Here is a 17,341-nt window from a genome sequence, read left to right on the forward strand (position 1 = left end):
GCCGATCATGTCCGAGCAGCGAATCATCCGTGCAGCGGCGGTGCAGATTGCGCCCGACTTCGAGCGTCCCGGCGGCACGCTCGAGCGGGTTTGTACCGCCATCGACGAAGCCGCGGCGAAAGGCGTGCAACTGATCGTCTTTCCTGAGACTTTTGTGCCGTACTACCCGTACTTTTCGTTCGTGCGTCCGCCTGTCGCGTCGGGCGCCGAGCATATGCGGCTCTACGAGCAGGCCGTGGTCGTGCCGGGTCCCGTCACGAAAGCCGTGAGCGAGCGCGCGCGCCGTCATTCGATGGTGGTCGTGCTCGGCGTGAACGAGCGCGATCACGGCAGCCTGTACAACACGCAGCTCGTGTTCGACGTCGACGGGAGGCTCGTGCTGAAGCGCCGCAAGATCACGCCGACGTTTCATGAACGGATGATCTGGGGACAAGGCGATGCAGCGGGGCTGAAAGTCGCGCATACGGGCATCGCGCGAGTCGGCGCGCTTGCGTGCTGGGAGCACTACAACCCGCTCGCGCGCTATGCACTGATGACGCAGCACGAAGAGATCCATTGCAGCCAGTTCCCGGGCTCGCTGGTCGGTCCGATTTTCGCCGAGCAGATCGAGGTCACGATCCGTCATCACGCGCTCGAATCGGGCTGCTTCGTCGTCAATTCGACGGGCTGGCTGAGCGAAGCGCAGATCGAATCCGTCACCACGGACCCGAAGCTTCAAAAGGCGCTGCGCGGCGGCTGCATGACAGCCATCGTGTCGCCCGAAGGCCAGCACCTTGCCGAGCCGCTGCGCGAAGGCGAGGGCATGGTCGTCGCGGATCTCGACATGTCGCTGATCACGAAGCGCAAACGCATGATGGATTCCGTCGGCCATTATGCGCGGCCCGAACTACTGAGTCTTGCCATCAACGATCGCCCGGCGATGCCAGTCGCGCCGATGGCGACGTCGTTCGAACGCGCGGACGCCGCGCCTGAAATCACGAGTGGAGGTCAGGATGAATGCCAGCATGAACCTGTCGCCGGCTGAGCCGCGTACGCAGCGTCAGATGATGGAGCTGCGCACGGAGCTGCAATCGGCGGGGCTGCGCCTCGTCGATCCGAATGCGGGTGCGGCGAGCCGTCGTGGTGGCGCGGGTCCGTCCGACCACAAGGCCGTGACCGTGGATGGTGTCACGATCATGGTGCCCGTGCACACCAGTTCCGCGTGGAATTCGCCGTTCGTCGCGGGCGCGCCGGATGAAGCGGGCGCGAGCGCGTTGATGCGCGGTACGATTCCGATCGCCAGCATCAGCTTTCCGAAAGCGCCGCGCTTTACGCAGTTGCAAACGCTCGACGGTGTGCCGTACTCGCACATCGCGACGCTGCACGGCACCGATGTGCTCGCAACCACCGTGCTGCAAACCTGCATCCGTTACGAGAGCCGCAAGAAGACCTGCAAGTTCTGCGCGATCGGCCAGTCGCTTGCAGCGGGCCGCACGATTGCGCGCAAGACGCCGGAGCAGCTTGCGGAAGTAGCGCGCGCTGCGGTGCTTCTCGACGGCGTCAAGCATATGGTGCTCACTACCGGCACGCCGCCCACGTCCGACCGCGGCGCACAGATCCTGTGCGAAAGCGCATTCGCGATCAAGGCTGCCGTCGATCTCCCGATCCAGGCGCAGTGCGAACCGCCTGACGATGACGCATGGTTCGAGCGTATGAAAGCGAGCGGTATCGACACGCTCGGCATGCATCTCGAAGTAGTGACGCCGGAAGTGCGCGCGCGCGTGATGCCGGGGAAAGCCAGTGTGCCGATCTCGCGCTATCTGGAAGCGTTCAAGGCAGCCGTTGCCGTGTTCGGTACGGGGCAGGTCAGCACGTACATTCTCGCGGGTCTCGGCGATACACCCGAAGCGATCCTGTCGATCTCGCGCGAACTGATCGATATCGGCGTGTCCGTTCGTCGTGCCGTTCGTGCCGATCAGCGGCACGCCGCTCGAAGATCATCCCGCGCCTTCGCCTGAATTCATGAAGTCGATCCTGGTGCCGCTCGGCGCAATGCTGCGCGACGCGCAGATGCGTTCCGCCGATATCAAGGCCGGTTGCGGTAAATGCGGCGCGTGTTCGTCGCTGGCATCGTACGAGGATTGATCATGTTCTGCGAGACATTCGACGAACTCGATGCACTGCCGCTCGCCTTCACGCCTGCCGAGTACCGCGTGAAATGGGCGACGCTGCCGTGGGAGAGCAAGGAAGCGTATGCGTTGCGGCGCGCGGTGTTCTGCGTCGAACAAGGTATTTTCGTCGGCGACGATCGCGACGAAATCGACCGTGATGCGAAGCTGCTGGTTGCGCTGAGCTGCATTGCGGGCGTGCCGGAACAGGTGGTCGGCACGGTGCGGATTCACGAAACCCAGCCGCGCACGTGGCTTGGTTCGCGGCTCGCGGTGCATGCGGCGTTCCGTTCGCATGGCAAGCTCGGTTCGACGCTGATTCGTCTCGCTGTGAGCAGCGCCCATGCACTGGGATGCGATACGTTTCTCGCGCACGTGCAGAGCCAGAATGTGCCGTTGTTCAGGCGGTTGCACTGGCAGACGGTTGCGGAAGAAACGTTGTTTGGGCGGTCGCATCATCTGATGCAAGCGGACCTCACGCACTATCCGCCATGTTTTTCGCCGGAAAGTGGCTTCGTCACGTCATCGCGAGGCCGCTCATGAGTTTGCACGGGCTCGTTGAACGTCTGCGTGAAAGCCGTGGCTTTCGCCATAAGACGGATATCGCAGGCGTGGTGGCGTCGCTGGCGTCGCGTCTTCCGAACGGCACACGTGATCTCGCGCAAGCCGTTGCAGTCGGCGACGATTGCGCGGCGATTGCCGACGGAGACGGCTATCTGCTGTTGGCGATCGAAGGCCTTGTCAGCGATTTCGTCGAGACGATGCCGTGGTTCGCGGGCTACAGCAGCGTGATGGTCAATATCAGCGACGTGTATGCGATGGGCGGCCGTCCGCTTGCCGTTGTCGATGCGTTGTGGAGCGATGGGCTCGAATCGGCGGAACAGATTCTGGCGGGCATGGCGGCGGCATCGAGCGCGTATGGTGTGCCTGTCGTTGGCGGGCATAGCAATACGCGTAGTGCGGAGCCGCAGCTGGCGGTATCGATACTCGGCCGTGCGCGCGCATTGCTGTCGAGCTTCAATGCGCGGCCGGGCGACAGCCTCGTGATGGCCGTCGATCTGCGCGGCCGTTTCGAAGATCCGTATCCTTTCTGGAACGCTTCCGTGGGCGCACCAGCTGAGCGCCTGCGCGATGATCTCGAACTGCTGCCGCAGCTTGCTGAAAGCGGCCTGTGCGAGGCGGCGAAAGATATCAGCATGGCGGGCGCGCTCGGCACATCGCTGATGCTGCTGGAATGCTCGGGTGTTGGCGCGCGTATCGATCTCGATGCGATCCCGCGTCCAGACGGCGTGGACTTTGAGCGCTGGCTGAGCGCATTTCCGAGCTACGGCTTTCTGCTCTCTGTGTGCGATGAACATGTGGATGAGGTGCACGCTTGCTTTGCGCAACGCGGCCTTGCATGCGCGACGATCGGCAGCGTGGATGCGTCGCGTGAAGTGGTGCTCACGCAGCAAGGTGATTCGGCGTTGCTGTGGAACTTCAGGGAGAGCGCATTCATCGGCGCGCCGGTGGGAGAGCCGAAATGAACGGCACGGCAATGCGCATTGCGCTGTTCACGCATTCCGTGAATCCTCGCGGCGGCGTGGTACATACGCTCGAACTGGGGCGGGCGCTGCATGAAGCCGGGCAGGACGTCACGATCTTCGCGCCGTCCGTGGGCGGGGCGCCGATGTTCCGCGCATCGCCTTGCCGTGTGGTACTCGCGCCAGCCGCTGCGCACGGCAACGATACGGTGATGATGGTACAGACGCGGATCGACGCGTTGAAAGCGGCGGTGTTCGAAGAGGGCGCATCGGGCTTTGACGTACTGCATGCACAGGACGGCATCGGCGGCAACGCGCTCGCGGACCTGCGCGAAGCGGGATCGATTCGCGGCTTCGTGCGCACGGTTCATCATCTCGATGCATTCGATAATCCGCGCCTGAGTGCGTGGCAACGACGTGCCTATGCGGATGCCGACACGGTCCTGTGCGTCAGTGACACGTGGACGCGCAAGATGCGCGACGAGTTTGGCGTGACGGCATCAACGGTCAATAACGGCGTGGACGTAGCGCGCTTTCGTGACGTCGGCAGCACGGATGTTTGCGCTGAGTTCGGCCTGAGCGGCACACCGATGGTGCTAGCGGTAGGCGGCATCGAAGAACGAAAGAACACATTGCAACTGCTGGAAGCGTTCGCGTTGCTCCGGCAAACGCATGCCGAAGCGCAGCTTGTACTCGCAGGCGGCGCGAGCCTGCTCGATCACGATACCTACACGCAGAGCTTTATCGCGCGTGCGGCGCAGGTAGGGCTTCGTATCGGCAAACATGAGCCAATCGTAGTCACAGGCCCGCTCGAAGACGCAGCGATTCCGGCGCTGTTGCAACGCGCGGACGTCGTATCGATGATGTCTTTACGCGAAGGTTTCGGGCTGGTCGTGCTCGAAGCGCTGGCAGCGGGCACGCCCGTCGTCGTCTCGCAGATCGAACCGTTCACCGGCTATCTCGACGAACGCGTCTGCTGCTGGGCGCAACCCGATGACGCGACAAGTATCGGCGACGCGCTGCGCCGCGCGTTGCACGAACGCGGCGGCGTCGACTTCGAACGCGCGGTGCCCGAACTTCTTGCGCGCTTTAGCTGGCGCGAAAGCGCGCGTCGTCATATCGCGCTGTACGCAAATCACGTGCAGCGCATCATGCAGCCGCTCGGTGCGTGAATCTCTCATTCAAAGGAAATGTGATGCCAGTCATGCACTTCAAGGTCCAGTGGCCGGACGGCAGCGAGGCCAACTGTTATTCGCCTTCGACGGTGGTCGGCGAGTTCTTCGTTGCCGGTCAACGCTATGCGCTGGGCGATTTTGTCGAACGGGCGCGCGAGGCGTTGCATATCGGCTCCGAACGCGTCCGCGAGAAGTACGGCTTCGCATGCTCGGCGGCGATGGATCAGCTCGCGCAGATCGAAGAACTTGCGCAGCGCTTTGCCACCGACCCGCACGCGGAAGTCAAGGTCGTCGAACTAATTTGAATCCCGAACGCAGGAACGAATCATGTCGAACGCAAACACTGTCGCATCCGATGCGCTGACCGATGTCCCGCACCACACGGTGATCGTGGTGGGCGGCGGGCAAGCTGGTTTGTCGATCAGCTACTACCTCAAAGAGGCGGGCATCGATCATCTTGTGATCGAAAAGCATACGGTCACGCATACGTGGCGCTCGCAGCGCTGGGATGCATTCTGCCTCGTCACGCCGAACTGGCAATGCGCGCTGCCGGGCCATCCGTATCGCGGCGACGATCCGCACGGCTTCATGAAGAAGGACGAGATCATCGCTTATCTGGACGGTTTCATTGCGATGGTCGATGCACCCGTGCTCGAACACACGGAAGTCCGCAAGGTCCGGCGCCTGCCGTCGGGCGGCTACTTCGTGTCGACGTCGAACGGCGACTTCACGGCCGATCAGGTCGTCGTTGCCTCGGGTGGCTATCACACCCCCATCGTGCCGCGCATGGCGGAGCGCCTGCCCGCCGGCATCGTGCAACTGCAGTCGTCGCATTACCGCAATCCGCAGGCGTTGCCGGAAGGTGCCGTGCTCGTGGTGGGTTCGGGGCAATCGGGTGCGCAGATCGCCGAAGACCTGCATCTGGCGGGCCGCAAGGTGTTTCTCGCGGTTTGGGAAGCACCGCGTTGCGCGCGTTTCTATCGTGGCCGCGACGTGGTGGACTGGCTCGCGGACATGCGGTACTACGACATGCCCGTCGACCAGCATCCGCTGCGTGAAGGCGTGCGCGACAACACGAACCATTATGTGACGGGCCGCGATGGCGGGAGAGACATCGATCTGCGACGCTTCGCGCTTGAAGGTATGGAACTGTACGGCAGGCTCGACGATCTCCGCGACGGCTGCCTGCATTTCGCACCGAACCTGAGGGGCAATCTTGATAGCGCCGACGACACTTACAACCGTATCAACGCGAGCATCGACGCGTTCATCGACAAGCAGGGTATCGACGCTCCACCTGGCGCTCCCTATGAACCGGTATGGCGCCCGGAAGGCGAGCGCACGTCGCTGGATCTCGCGCAGAGCGGCATTACGTCGATCATCTGGTGCATTGGCTTTACGCCCGATTTCAGCTGGATCGATGCGCCCGTGTTCAATGGACGTGGATATCCTGCACACAATCGCGGCATCACGCCGCAAGCGGGCTTGTATTTCATCGGACTGCCGTGGCTGCATACATGGGGATCGGGGCGCTTCTCCGGCATCGCACGCGATGCCGGGCATGTCGTCGGCGCGATCCGGGTGGCGCTCGACCAGGCGTCGACGAGCCTCGCGGCGTGAGCATGATCCAACCTTATCGGGCGGGCATGCCGCAACTGAGCTACACGGGACTGTCGGAGAACTGGTTGCTCAAGGAGTGCGGCCATCGACATTGGGAAGCGCTCGCCGCTCACGCGGGCCGCGCGCAGCCCGACTTCCGTGACGACAACGGCGGCCGCTCTTATGCAGCCTTTACGGCGATCCGCTTGCAGACGCGCGGTCTCGATTCGATCGCCGAAAACGATACGTTCGAGATCCGCAGCACGCTTTGCAGAACAGGGCCTGTGCGCCATTTCAGTACGCACCATGTCGTTCGCGACGACCTGACAGTCGCGGAGATCGGGATGTCCTCTGCGTTCGTTACACGCGGCGAGGCGCGCAGCAATCGTTCGGCGGCGCGGGCGGCACTTGCTTCACTGACGGGTGAAATCGTGCCGATGCCCGAAGAGGCATTGGACATGACGCAGATTGGCAAACGACTTCGAGCAGACGACCGTGACGCAGTTCCCGGCCTCGGGCCTGCCACGCGCGAGCCGATCGAGTTCTTCCCGTGCCCGAATAGCGATTTCAACGGCGCTGACTTCCTGTACTTCGCGAGCTTTCAGGCCTTTATCGATCGCGCCGAGTGGCAATGGGGGCGCTTCGGCGAGCCGCCTGTCGTCTCGAGCCGTTCGCTGTTCTATTACGGCAACGTCGACGTGGGCGATACGTTGACCGTGCATATGGTCGGACAGGCGGAAGACGGGCAGGGCATCCGGCACTGGACGGAAGTGCGGCGCAGCAGCGACGGCGCGAAAATCGCCGACGTCACGACGGAAAAACGCTGGAGGCATCGATGAACACGCAACGGCGGCGTCGGTCAGATCGCGTGAAGCTCAAGCGCGTCTATACGCGCGCGGATATTGAAGGCATCGCGCATATCGACAGCATGCCCGGCGAGGCGCCGTTCGTGCGCGGTCCATTCGCGTCGATGTATACGCAAAAACCGTGGACGATACGCCAATACGCGGGGTACGCGCAGGCCTCCGATACGAACCTCGCGTTTCGCACCGCGCTGGCGGAAGGCGCACAGGGGCTCTCTGTCGCCTTTGATCTGCCGACCCAGCGCGGCTACGATTCAGACGACCCGGCTGTGAGCGCGGACGTCGGCATGACGGGTGTCGCAATCGATACAGTGGAGGACATGACTCGCCTCTTCGAAGACATTGCACTCGACCGCGTGTCTGTGTCGATGACAATGAACGGGGCGGTCCTTCCTGTGCTGGCTGCTTTCATCGTCGCGGCGGAGGAAAGCGGCGTTGGCGCCTCGCAACTGAGGGGAACGATCCAGAACGACATCCTGAAAGAGTTTATGGTGCGGAACACGAGCATCTTCGCCCCTGAGCCTTCATTGCGTATCGCCGCCGACGTTGTCGAGTATCTCGGCAAAAACGTGCCTCGATTCAATGCACTTTCGGTGTCGGGATATCACTTTCAGGAAGCAGGTGCGGACCCTGTGCTTGAACTTGCGCTGACAATGGCGAATGCGCGCAACTACATAACGGCCCTCGCAGGTCGCGGGATGCTGGCCGATGATGTCTGTCAGCGGATGAGCTTCTTCTTCGGCGTCGGTATGGACTTCTACGTCGAAATCGCGAAGCTGAGAGCGGCACGAATTCTGTGGGCGGATATTGCCTCGGCAAGCGGCGCAACGTCGGATAGGGCGCGTGCACTGCGGATGCACTGTCAGACATCGGGATGGTCGCTAACGGCGCAGAAACCGATGAACAACGTCATGCGCACGACGGTCGAGGCGTTGGCTGCCGTGTTCGGCGGAACGCAATCGCTGCACACTAACGGCTACGACGAAGCGCTTTCGCTTCCCTGTGCAGAAGCGTCGAGGCTCGCTCGCGACACGCAACTGGTGCTGCAGCACGAAACCGACGTATGCGATGTGGTCGATCCGTGGGCCGGTTCGTACATGATGGAGAACCTCACCGCGGAGATCTGTAAAAAGGCGCTAACGATGATGGCAGAAATCGAGCGCCGTGGTGGCGTGGTTGATGTCGTCGAATCGGGGTGGGTTCGGAACCAGATCCACAGATCGGCTTTGAATATCCAAGCGGAAATCGAGTCGGGAAAACGCACGGTTGTGGGCGTCAACGATTTCATGACGGGATGCGATGAAGACCTTGGAGAGCCACAGACTGTCGATGGCCGGCGGGTGCGCGTGCTGCAAACGCAAAGGCTTGCTCACATCAAGGCGAGGCGTGATCCAACGAGAGTACGCGACACGCTGGATGCGCTGACGCGGGCCGCCCGGGGCAGAGACGGAAACCTTCTTGAACTGACGGTGGCATGCATGCGAGCGCGCGCAACCGTCGGCGAGTGCACGCAGGCACTGGAAGCCGTATGGCCCAGATATCATATCGGCTTGCCGCTACTGCGCGACCACTACGGCGCAAACCTCGAAAGCGACAAGGACTGGCAGGACACATGCTGCGCGGTGGCCGACGCAACGAAGCGCCTGGGCCGTGCGCCACGCGTGTTGATTGCAAAGCTGGGACAAGACGGACATGACCGGGGCGCGCGCATTATCGCAGCGGCATTAAGCGATGCGGGCTTCGCGGTTTCCACGGGATCGATGTTCGCATCACCTTCCGATACCGTCCAATTGGCTGAAGGCGAGCGGGCTGACGTTATCGGCGTGTCCTCTCTCGCGGGCGCACAAAACGATCTGATTACCGCCTTGCGTGATCAACTGACTGGACGCGGTCTGCGGATACCCATCGTGGTGGGCGGGATCATCGACCAGGCGAGTCAACTGGTCCTTCAACGCACCGGAGTGGCGGCCTGCTTTCCGGCAGGCACGCCGATCAAAAAAATCGTAACGCTTCTGGCTGCGATAGCTGTAGCGTCTGCAGAAAAATGCGTCGAACGTGACCATCCGTTACACGAGAGTGCTTAACGAGTCGCGAACTGCTGTTCGGGAGCGATGGTTACAGCACCAGGATCGCCGCGCAGTGCGCGAAGTCTGGTGGTAGAGGACAACCTTGGTCCAATCCTGCGCGCGCACGTCGAAGGGTAAGTCGGCGTGAGGCGCGCCGTCGACTTCGCGCACGTTAGAAGAACGAGCGATGGCTTTGCGGGGCAACGAAGACGGTGATTCTCGCTGCGGTCGTATGTGGTGCTGGAAGAGGTAGGTTACCTTCAGGTTGTTGTCCCACCAGAGGTTCACATATTCAACGGCAACCCCGCGATGGCAGTATTGCGGGCTGTCTTGCTGCACAGTCGATGTGCTCTAGCTATGAGCATCGACCCATGCGCGAGCCCAATCCAACCCTGCGAGCTCAGCGTCCACCTCACTTTCAAAGTGGCCAAGGACACCTGAAGCATGGACAAGCTTGCCGCGAAGGGTGATGGTTCCGCTCGCCGCATAACGTTCCGTCTGCAACTGGCCCTCGAGCTCGACGATTGAGTGTCCCCACACTTGATACCCGTGGTAGCTCTGCGATTGCATTAGCGGACGACGCGAGCGGATAGTGCGTGGCCTCTCACGCGAAGGACGTTGCCTTCCGGTGTGACCTGCCGCGGAATTTCGGACATGTCCGGTGCGTCTTTAGGCAAAGTCCTTTGCACATTGCCCTGTTTCGCGACGAGCTTTGATGCAGGCGCCGATGTGGGCCTTGAATTCACCTTCTTTGGATGCAAAGCCACGTGCCGCCGCACGGCGAGCTTGTGCAGGGCAGTCGCCCTATGTGGCGCAGTCCCGCGCGCCTCCGGCGGATTCCAGACTTCCGAATATGTGCCGGCTCCGAATGCAGTCGGCGCGAGCGCCGCCGTCAACAACGCAAGTCCAAGTCTTCGCACGCTTTCCCCCTTGCCTAGTGGCCTCCGGAATGGTTTCGCTAACGCGCCCCAAGCATTCGAAGGCAGCGGACTCACTGGCCCAACGACGCGAGCTCGCCCAGCGCCGACTAACCCTTCGCCTCAAACGTCGCAATTTCCAGCATGGAAAGGCTCGCCGCTTGGTCCACACCCAACGACTGCTTCTTTGCTCCGGAAAACTTGGCGGTTCGACGTCACGAAATACCCGTCCGATACTGTACATCCATACAGGTTTTCGCGCAATGTCGTCTGCCATGCGTTGCGACATGCGGTGGCAAGGAGGTCGGAACGTCGTTTGCTGTCCGTAGTGTCTCTACCACCACGTAAGCAGTCACGATGGCAGGCGACAATTCCTACAAGCAGGGCAAAATAGTGAATCTCAGGCGTCTACTCAGTGGTGCATGACGATGGCAAACACACGTTCGAGGTGACGTGCGTCGAGGGTTATCACTTTCTACCAACACGTAGCGGCAAGGGCGCGCACTTCGAACTGAAGTACGCGGCAATGCATTCCCACAAGCATGGAGAGCTCCAGAGCACAGAAGCTCGAAGTTTGCTGCGCTCACCCTGGCAACCCGACGTCGAACATGCGGTCAGTCGCGGGCTTTCGCGTCGGGTACATCCCCGCGCGAGATGCAGTGTGCGCCCGACAGGGTAGTCGGGCATCGTCCATAACGCGGCTCCTGATTACACTGCTCAATGGCTACAGCACGCGGTTCGCAATCTCCAGCTCTAAGCCGTTACGGGAAGATGCGAGACTTCGCGCATACGCCCGAACCGGCGCCTGCGAAGCGGGCAACGCGCCAGCCAGCGCGTCTAAGCTTCGTCGTGCAGAAGCATTGGGCTAGCCGTCTTCACTATGACTTCCGTCTCGAGCTTGACGGTGTGCTGCTATCCTGGGCGGTACCCAAGGGCCCGTGCTACGACCCGAAAGAGAAGAGAATGGCCGTCCACGTGGAGGACCATCCGGTCGAATATGCAACCTTCGAAGGGACAATCCCGCCCAGGCAGTACGGCGCCGGTACGGTGATTGTGTGGGACCGTGGGACGTGGGAGCCTGTCGGGGACCCTCGAAAGGCAATGAAGGCCGGCAAGCTGGTCTTCCGCCTCCATGGCGAAAAGCTGGCCGGCCTATGGGAGCTTGTGCGCATATCCAAGCCGGAGGACAGCCAGGACCAGTGGATGCTGTTCAAGAAGCGCGACGAGTGGGCTCAGCCGTTAGCCGAGTATGACGTCATTAAGGCGCTGCCCGACAGCGTCACGACAAAACCGCTAGGCCTCATCGAAGAGCGTGAGCCAAAAGTATCCCGGCCCGCGCCGGTCACTCCGCCGGCGATAGACCTGTCGGCCGCAGTCCGCGCGCCGCTACCCGCAAAACTCGAACCGCAGCGCGCGACCCTGGCCTCGTCGCTACCTGCAACCGGCGACTGGATAATCGAATCCAAGCTGGATGGTTACCGGATGCTCGCCCGGGTCGACAAGGGGCGCGTACGGTTATTCACAAGCGGCGGCCACGACTGGACGAAGAAACTCGCGACGCTGGCGACTGAAGTCGCGAAGCTCCCCCTCTCCAGTGGATGGCTGGACGGGGAGATAGTCGTGCTCAGGGACGGGCTGCCGGATTTCGGCGCTTTACAGACTGCGATAGATGGCGCAGCGAATGACGAAATCGTCTATTTCCTGTTCGACCTGCCGTACTGTGACGGGAATGACCTGACGGGCGTCCCACTATGGGCGAGGCGCGCGCGACTGGCACAGCTTCTTGAGAAGGATAGCGACCGCATACGCTTCAGCCAGGATTTTGACGCACCAATCGTGCAGATGTTTGAAGCCGCAGCGGGACTCGGACTCGAGGGCTTGATGCTGAAGCGTCGCGACGCCCGATATGAGTCCGGACGGACCGAAGCCTGGCTGAAAGCGAAATGCCGGTTGAGGCAGGAGTTCGTTGTGTGTGGCTTCACCGCCAGGGGCGGTAAGGAAGGCGAAGTCGGCAGTTTGCTGCTTGGCTACTACGCAGGCAAAAAGCTTCACGACGCGGGTAGCGTGGGCACTGGCTGGAACGCTCGAACAGGCCGGGACCTCTGGCAGCGACTGCTTCCTCTGGAACGGGAGACGAGCCCGTTCGACGTCGCCGTATCAAAGCCAGGCCGCTGGTCCAGGCGTGCCGCCGGCGCTGAACGTTGGGTACATCCAGAGCTGGTTGCCGAGGTTGAGTTTGCGGAGTGGACAGGCGAAGGCGTTGTCCGGCAGGCTTCCTTCAAGGGCTTGCGTGTCGATAAGTCCGCGCACCGCGTAGTGCGTGAAACCGGCGAACCGCTGAAGCCAGCTCCTGTCTCGCAGGTAAAGGTCACGCATCCCGAGCGGGTCGTTGATCCTGCGAGTGGCGTCAGCAAACTCGAACTCGTCAGGTACTACGAAAGCGTCGCCGAGTGGATGCTGCCGCACCTTGTAGACCGGCCGATTGCAATGGTTCGCGCGCCGGCGGGTATAGCCGGTCAGATGTTTTTCCAGAAGCACGCGGAAAAGACCGCTATGCCCGGACTAAAGGCGCACGACCGCAATCTGTGGATGAATCATCCGCCCGTGCTCACGGTCGATACGGCAGACGCGCTCCTGTCGGCAGCGCAGATGAATGTCGTTGAATTTCACACGTGGAATTCAACGACCCAGCACATTGATACACCGGACAGGGTCATCTTCGACCTCGACCCTGGCGAGGGAGTGAAGTGGAAGCAGGTTCAGGAGGCCGCGCTTCTTACGCGGGCGTTGCTTGAGGAGCTTGACCTGCAAGCTTGGTTGAAGACGAGCGGCGGTAAAGGGCTGCACGTCGTCGTTCCGCTCGCGCCCAGACTCGACTACAAATCCGTCAAGTCGTTCTCGCAGGCGTTCGTCAGACATCTGGCAAAAACGATTCCTGACCGCTTTTCCGCAACATCAGGGGCAGCCAACCGAATCGGCAAAATCTATGTCGACTACCTGCGCAATGGCAAGGCGCAAACCACTGCCGCCGCCTTCTCCGCGCGGGCGCGGCCAGGAATGGGCGTTTCGATGCCCGTGTCATGGGAACAACTGTCTGACCTCAAAAGCGGTGCACAGTGGACGGTGCAAACGGCGAGGGAGTATCTTAGCTTTCAGACGCGAGACCCATGGGAAGCTTACTGGTCGGCGAGACAGTCGCTGGCGTCGGCGATAAAGCGCCTGCGATGAATTGCCTGGGATGCAAACGGCTGGCGCTGGCAGGAATGGGGGCTACAGGCAAGAGATTCGTTCAAGCGCGGCAGGGCGCCGACGTGCCCGTGGCGGTGTCCCAATGCGGACCGGTCACTCACCGGCACAAGACCTGCTCTGTCGCGTGCAATCGGTCCTGCGGACTTTGAATCATTGCAGCGCCGATAAATTACCGCGTCCGCTCACAGGAGGCTCACATGGCGGCTCGTTCCATCGCATCGCTGACACTGTCCTTCGGTCTTGTGTCCATTCCGGTGAAACTGTATTCGGCGACGGATAGCGCCGCGGGTGTGGGCTTCAATCTTCTGACGCCGGAGGGCGGCCGCGTAAAGCAGCAGTACATCTCAGAGGCCACGGGCGCCGTGGTGGCGCGCGCGGACATGAAGAAGGGATACGAGTTCGAGAAGGGGCAGTTCGTCGTCTTCGCTCCGGAAGAACTGAAAGCGCTGGAAGAAGGCGCGAGTCACGTCGTGGAGATTGTGTCGTTCGTTCCTGAGAAGTCAGTGGACCCCTTGTACTACGACAAGGCGTACTTCATCGCGCCTGACAAACGCGGTGGCAAACCGTACAGCCTGCTTCAGCTTGCGATGCGAGAAAGCGGACGCTGCGCGCTGGCAAAATGGTCGTACAAGGGGAAGACCCGAATCGTTCAGATACGGCCTGCCGAAGACGGCATGGTATTCCAGCAACTGCTGTTCGCCGATGAGGTGCGAGCGCTGAGCGATCTGCATATCGAACAGGTGACTGTCAGCGATACCGAGCTCAAACTTGCGCTGCAAATCATCGACCAGGTGTCGGAAGACGCCTATGACCCGACGGCTTACGAGGACGAAGAGAAGAAGCGGATACTCGAAGCGATTGACCGGAAGATTGCCGGAAAACAGATTGTTTCGCCTGAGGCACCGGCCGAAGAGTCGGGCGGTCAGGTGATCGACCTGATGGAAGCACTTCGCGCCAGTCTCAGCGCCAATAAGGACAAGCGTGAGGCACCTGTGAAGACAGCGGCGCCAAAGACGCCGGCCGCGAAAAAGACTCCGCCCGCTGAGGTCGAGGTACTCGCCGCCAAACCGCGCCGGCCTGTCAAGCGCGCGACACCGAAACCGGACGTCAAAGAGGCGCCACCAGCCAAGGTCCGGGCACGCAAGTGACAAGACGGAGCCAGTCTAACGATTACTCGTTGCGCAGCCTGCAGTCGCTGCTGGGCGTGTCGCGTCGGGTCCTCTCCGGGCTGATTGACGCCGGATTCGTCCACCCGTCGCGTGGCCGACGGAACGAGCTTCGATTCTCCTTCCAGGACGTTGTGCTGCTGCGCACTGCGTTCCAGCTGCAATCTGCCAAAGTCTCCGCACGAAAAATTCTGAGGGCGCTTGCCAAGCTGAAAGCCGAACTACCTGACGAGCTTCCCTTGTCCGGGATTCGAATCACGTCTGTCGGTGAGACCGTGGCCGTGAGGTCGGGACAGGCGCAGTGGGACGCTGATTCGGGGCAGCATCTGCTCGACTTCGAGGTCGCGCCTATCCGGGGGGAGGTGGCATTTCTCGACTCGGTACCGCGAAACCAGGAGAGCCGTGAAGAACAGGCGGAAGAATGGTTCGCACTGGCCGAACAGCTGACCGAAACCGACGCTGTCGGTGCAGAGCAGGCCTACCGGAAAGTGCTTGAGCTCTCGCCATCACCGCACTACGACGCATACACCAACCTGGGCGTATTGCTATGCGAGGCAGAGACGCGCTGCGATGAAGCATTGTCCATTTTTGAAGATGCGCTTGAGCACTTTCCCGAGGACGCGTTGCTGCACTTCAATCGGGCGGTCGTGCTCGAAGAGCTTAAACGCTTCGATGCTGCCGAAGCGGCTTATCAGCGATGCATAGAACTCGACCCGACGCATGCCGATGCTCATTTCAACCTGGCAAGGCTGAGCGAGATTCGTGGCGACAAGCAAGGCCTTGTCCGGCATCTCAGCGCTTATCGTCGCCTCGTCGGCTGAACCGGCTTCGATCGCGCGTCGCTATCAAATAGGCCCAGAACGCCTGAGGCTTCGACGAACTTTTTGTCGCGAGTTCAATTCGTTGGTGGCATAAGGATTCCTTCCTGCCCGCGATTTTTGTCGACTTGCCCGACCTTATCGCAACGCAACTTCCAGTGCAGCACGCAGTTTTCATCAGCGGATACTGCGAGACGTTCTCTGCCTTCGCCAGCGCGCGGTTCCGCGTCTTTTCGATTCTTTCATCGGTGACCCGTATCGGCGGAATTCTAGCGTCCATCTCTTACTGCGACACAACCAGAGATCGCCCGGTACCAATTCCACGAGGCGCTCTTCTCATGTCGCTCAACTTCCAGCAGCAACCTGCGCTCCCGACATCGCGCAAAAAACGGACTTTGGAAGACACATGTGAGACCCGCGCGTAAGCACCTCACGCCTGAGATGCCCAGAAATATTTGTTGTGCTTCTCTTTTTTGTCGATCTAAAGTCAACCGTCGAGCGCTCACTGATTGTTCGTGAGCACCTCACAGCAATATTTGTTGCACACTTCGTCGAGGAAATAAATCGACAAAGCGGTTCACACTGAAATTCTTAGTAATCCGACATAAACCATTCACCGAAACGGGAATCTGAAATGCGCAAGATGGCTTTGGCTTGTTCTGCAGCACTCGTTGCACTTGGCGCCGTGACAGTGACGCCGGCCCGGGCCGAGGTCACGCTGTACGGCATTCTCGATACGTACCTGGGTTATACGAACGCAGGCGGCAAGGGCGCGCAGACCGCGATGCAGAGCGGCGGTCTGTCGGCAAGCCGCGTAGGGATCAGAGGAAGCGAAGATCTCGGCGGCGGCCTGCGTGCAACCTTCGATCTCGAGAACGGCATCCTCACGAACTCCGGCGCGGCGACGGATTCGACGCTCGCTTTCAGCCGCAGTGCGTGGGTGGGTCTCGGCACGCCGTATGGTGAATTCCGTTTCGGCCGTCAGAACTCGGTGCTGCTGCTGATGCACAGCAAGTTCGACGCATTCTCCGGCGGTACGTATGGCTCGTTTCTTCACAACGCGTCGACGTTCGTGTTTCGCTACGACAACATGATCACGTACTGGTCGCCGAACATCGCGGGATTCACGTTCTCCGCGGGTGCGAGCCTGGGTGGTCAGACGTCGCCGCATGACGCGTTGAATGCCTACGTGGGATCGATCGATTATCAGCGTGGCCCGCTGTATCTCGGCGTCAGCCACGCGGAACAGAATGGCGCGAACGGAACAGTCAATACGAAGACGACGTTCGCCGGCGGCAGTTATCAGTTCGGCAGTGTGACGGGCTACTTCGGCTATTACCGCGGCAACAACCTCGGCTCGAATATTTCAACCAATGTCCAAGGCAAATATCACAGCGTCTATTCGCTATCGACGACCTACAACGTCACACCGGCGCTACGGCTCGCGGCCGGCGTCGGCTACGCGAAGGATAGTTCAGGCCAGGATAACAACGCGGGAGAAGTGAGCGTTGGCGCGTTCTACAGTTTCAGCAAGCGGACGCTGGTCTATGGAACGTTTGAACGGCTCGTGAACCGCCACGGCGCGACCTATGCGCTGATCGCCAACGGGCCCATCACGCCGAATACGCCGACGCGAGGAGAAGGCGTGACTGGCGCGCAGCTCGGCATACTGCATTCGTTCTGACGGCACGAAGGCGCAGTGAACGCCATGCAGATATGTCGTGCGGGAGAGGACCGGAAGCGCCGTGACATATCGCTGAACAGCTCAGAAGTCACGTTTTTTTACGTGCATTTTTTTAATGGCTGTTCTAAGTTAAC

Annotated in this window: 13 protein-coding genes and 2 pseudogenes; 14 read left to right on the forward strand and 1 reads right to left on the reverse strand. The window is 61.0% G+C overall.

Annotated features, from left to right (window positions below; genetic code table 11):
- Positions 1-7: 7 nt before the first annotated feature.
- From ACTJLB_RS06475 to scpA, 9 genes and pseudogenes are all read left to right on the forward strand, one after another.
- Positions 8-1,024: a Nit6803 family nitrilase gene (locus ACTJLB_RS06475; RefSeq protein WP_088174890.1), complete on the forward strand. Its 1,017-nt coding sequence runs from the start codon at positions 8-10 to the stop codon at positions 1,022-1,024.
- Positions 993-2,124 (forward strand): annotated as a pseudogene (locus ACTJLB_RS06480) (MSMEG_0568 family radical SAM protein). Before ACTJLB_RS06475 ends, ACTJLB_RS06480 begins: the two are co-directional and overlap by 32 nt.
- Positions 2,125-2,126: 2 nt before the next feature.
- Positions 2,127-2,690 (forward strand): MSMEG_0567/Sll0786 family nitrogen starvation N-acetyltransferase, encoded by a 564-nt coding sequence (locus ACTJLB_RS06485; RefSeq protein WP_088174440.1) that lies wholly within the window; start codon positions 2,127-2,129, stop codon positions 2,688-2,690.
- Positions 2,687-3,673 carry a sll0787 family AIR synthase-like protein gene (locus ACTJLB_RS06490; protein ID WP_440782804.1) on the forward strand — a complete coding sequence of 329 codons (987 nt, stop codon included), beginning with the start codon at positions 2,687-2,689 and terminating at the stop codon, positions 3,671-3,673. Before ACTJLB_RS06485 ends, ACTJLB_RS06490 begins: the two co-directional genes overlap by 4 nt.
- Complete coding sequence (locus ACTJLB_RS06495; protein ID WP_440782806.1) at positions 3,670-4,842, forward strand: MSMEG_0565 family glycosyltransferase; 1,173 nt, start codon at positions 3,670-3,672, stop codon at positions 4,840-4,842. The genes ACTJLB_RS06490 and ACTJLB_RS06495 overlap by 4 nt, the downstream gene beginning before the upstream one ends.
- A 23-nt stretch (positions 4,843-4,865) precedes the next feature.
- Positions 4,866-5,150, forward strand: coding sequence for an MSMEG_0570 family nitrogen starvation response protein (locus tag ACTJLB_RS06500; RefSeq protein WP_020066059.1), 285 nt, complete (start codon positions 4,866-4,868; stop codon positions 5,148-5,150).
- Between the two features lie 22 nt (positions 5,151-5,172).
- On the forward strand, positions 5,173-6,465 hold the full coding sequence (locus ACTJLB_RS06505; protein ID WP_440782808.1) for an MSMEG_0569 family flavin-dependent oxidoreductase: 1,293 nt from the start codon (positions 5,173-5,175) through the stop codon (positions 6,463-6,465).
- A gap of 2 nt (positions 6,466-6,467) precedes the next feature.
- Positions 6,468-7,283, forward strand: a complete 816-nt coding sequence (locus tag ACTJLB_RS06510; protein WP_440782848.1) for a Pnap_2097 family protein — start codon at positions 6,468-6,470, stop codon at positions 7,281-7,283.
- Positions 7,280-9,391, forward strand: coding sequence for a methylmalonyl-CoA mutase (scpA, locus tag ACTJLB_RS06515; RefSeq protein WP_440782809.1), 2,112 nt, complete (start codon positions 7,280-7,282; stop codon positions 9,389-9,391). Before ACTJLB_RS06510 ends, scpA begins: the two co-directional genes overlap by 4 nt.
- Before the next feature lie 333 nt (positions 9,392-9,724).
- On the opposite strand, the gene ACTJLB_RS06520 is transcribed toward scpA, so the two are convergent.
- Positions 9,725-9,943: a hypothetical protein gene (locus ACTJLB_RS06520; RefSeq protein ID WP_087754633.1), complete on the reverse strand. Its 219-nt coding sequence runs from the start codon at positions 9,941-9,943 to the stop codon at positions 9,725-9,727.
- A gap of 704 nt (positions 9,944-10,647) precedes the next feature.
- Here ACTJLB_RS06520 and ACTJLB_RS06525 point away from each other — a divergent pair.
- The 5 genes and pseudogenes from ACTJLB_RS06525 to ACTJLB_RS06545 form a co-directional block, all read left to right on the forward strand.
- Positions 10,648-10,861: pseudogene (locus tag ACTJLB_RS06525) on the forward strand (hypothetical protein); the annotation flags it as partial.
- 149 nt (positions 10,862-11,010) lie between these two features.
- Positions 11,011-13,518 (forward strand): DNA ligase D, encoded by a 2,508-nt coding sequence (gene ligD, locus ACTJLB_RS06530; RefSeq protein ID WP_440782810.1) that lies wholly within the window; start codon positions 11,011-11,013, stop codon positions 13,516-13,518.
- A 218-nt stretch (positions 13,519-13,736) separates the two neighbouring features.
- Positions 13,737-14,687, forward strand: a complete 951-nt coding sequence (ku, locus tag ACTJLB_RS06535) for a non-homologous end joining protein Ku (RefSeq protein WP_408171429.1) — start codon at positions 13,737-13,739, stop codon at positions 14,685-14,687.
- 29 nt (positions 14,688-14,716) lie between these two features.
- Complete coding sequence (locus tag ACTJLB_RS06540; RefSeq protein WP_440782811.1) at positions 14,717-15,526, forward strand: tetratricopeptide repeat protein; 810 nt, start codon at positions 14,717-14,719, stop codon at positions 15,524-15,526.
- A gap of 640 nt (positions 15,527-16,166) precedes the next feature.
- Positions 16,167-17,207 carry a porin gene (locus ACTJLB_RS06545; RefSeq protein WP_440782849.1) on the forward strand — a complete coding sequence of 347 codons (1,041 nt, stop codon included), beginning with the start codon at positions 16,167-16,169 and terminating at the stop codon, positions 17,205-17,207.
- Positions 17,208-17,341 lie beyond the last annotated feature (134 nt).

The sequence above is a fragment of the Paraburkholderia sp. 22098 genome, assembly GCF_052045935.1.
Taxonomy (GTDB): Bacteria; Pseudomonadota; Gammaproteobacteria; order Burkholderiales; family Burkholderiaceae; genus Paraburkholderia; species Paraburkholderia caledonica.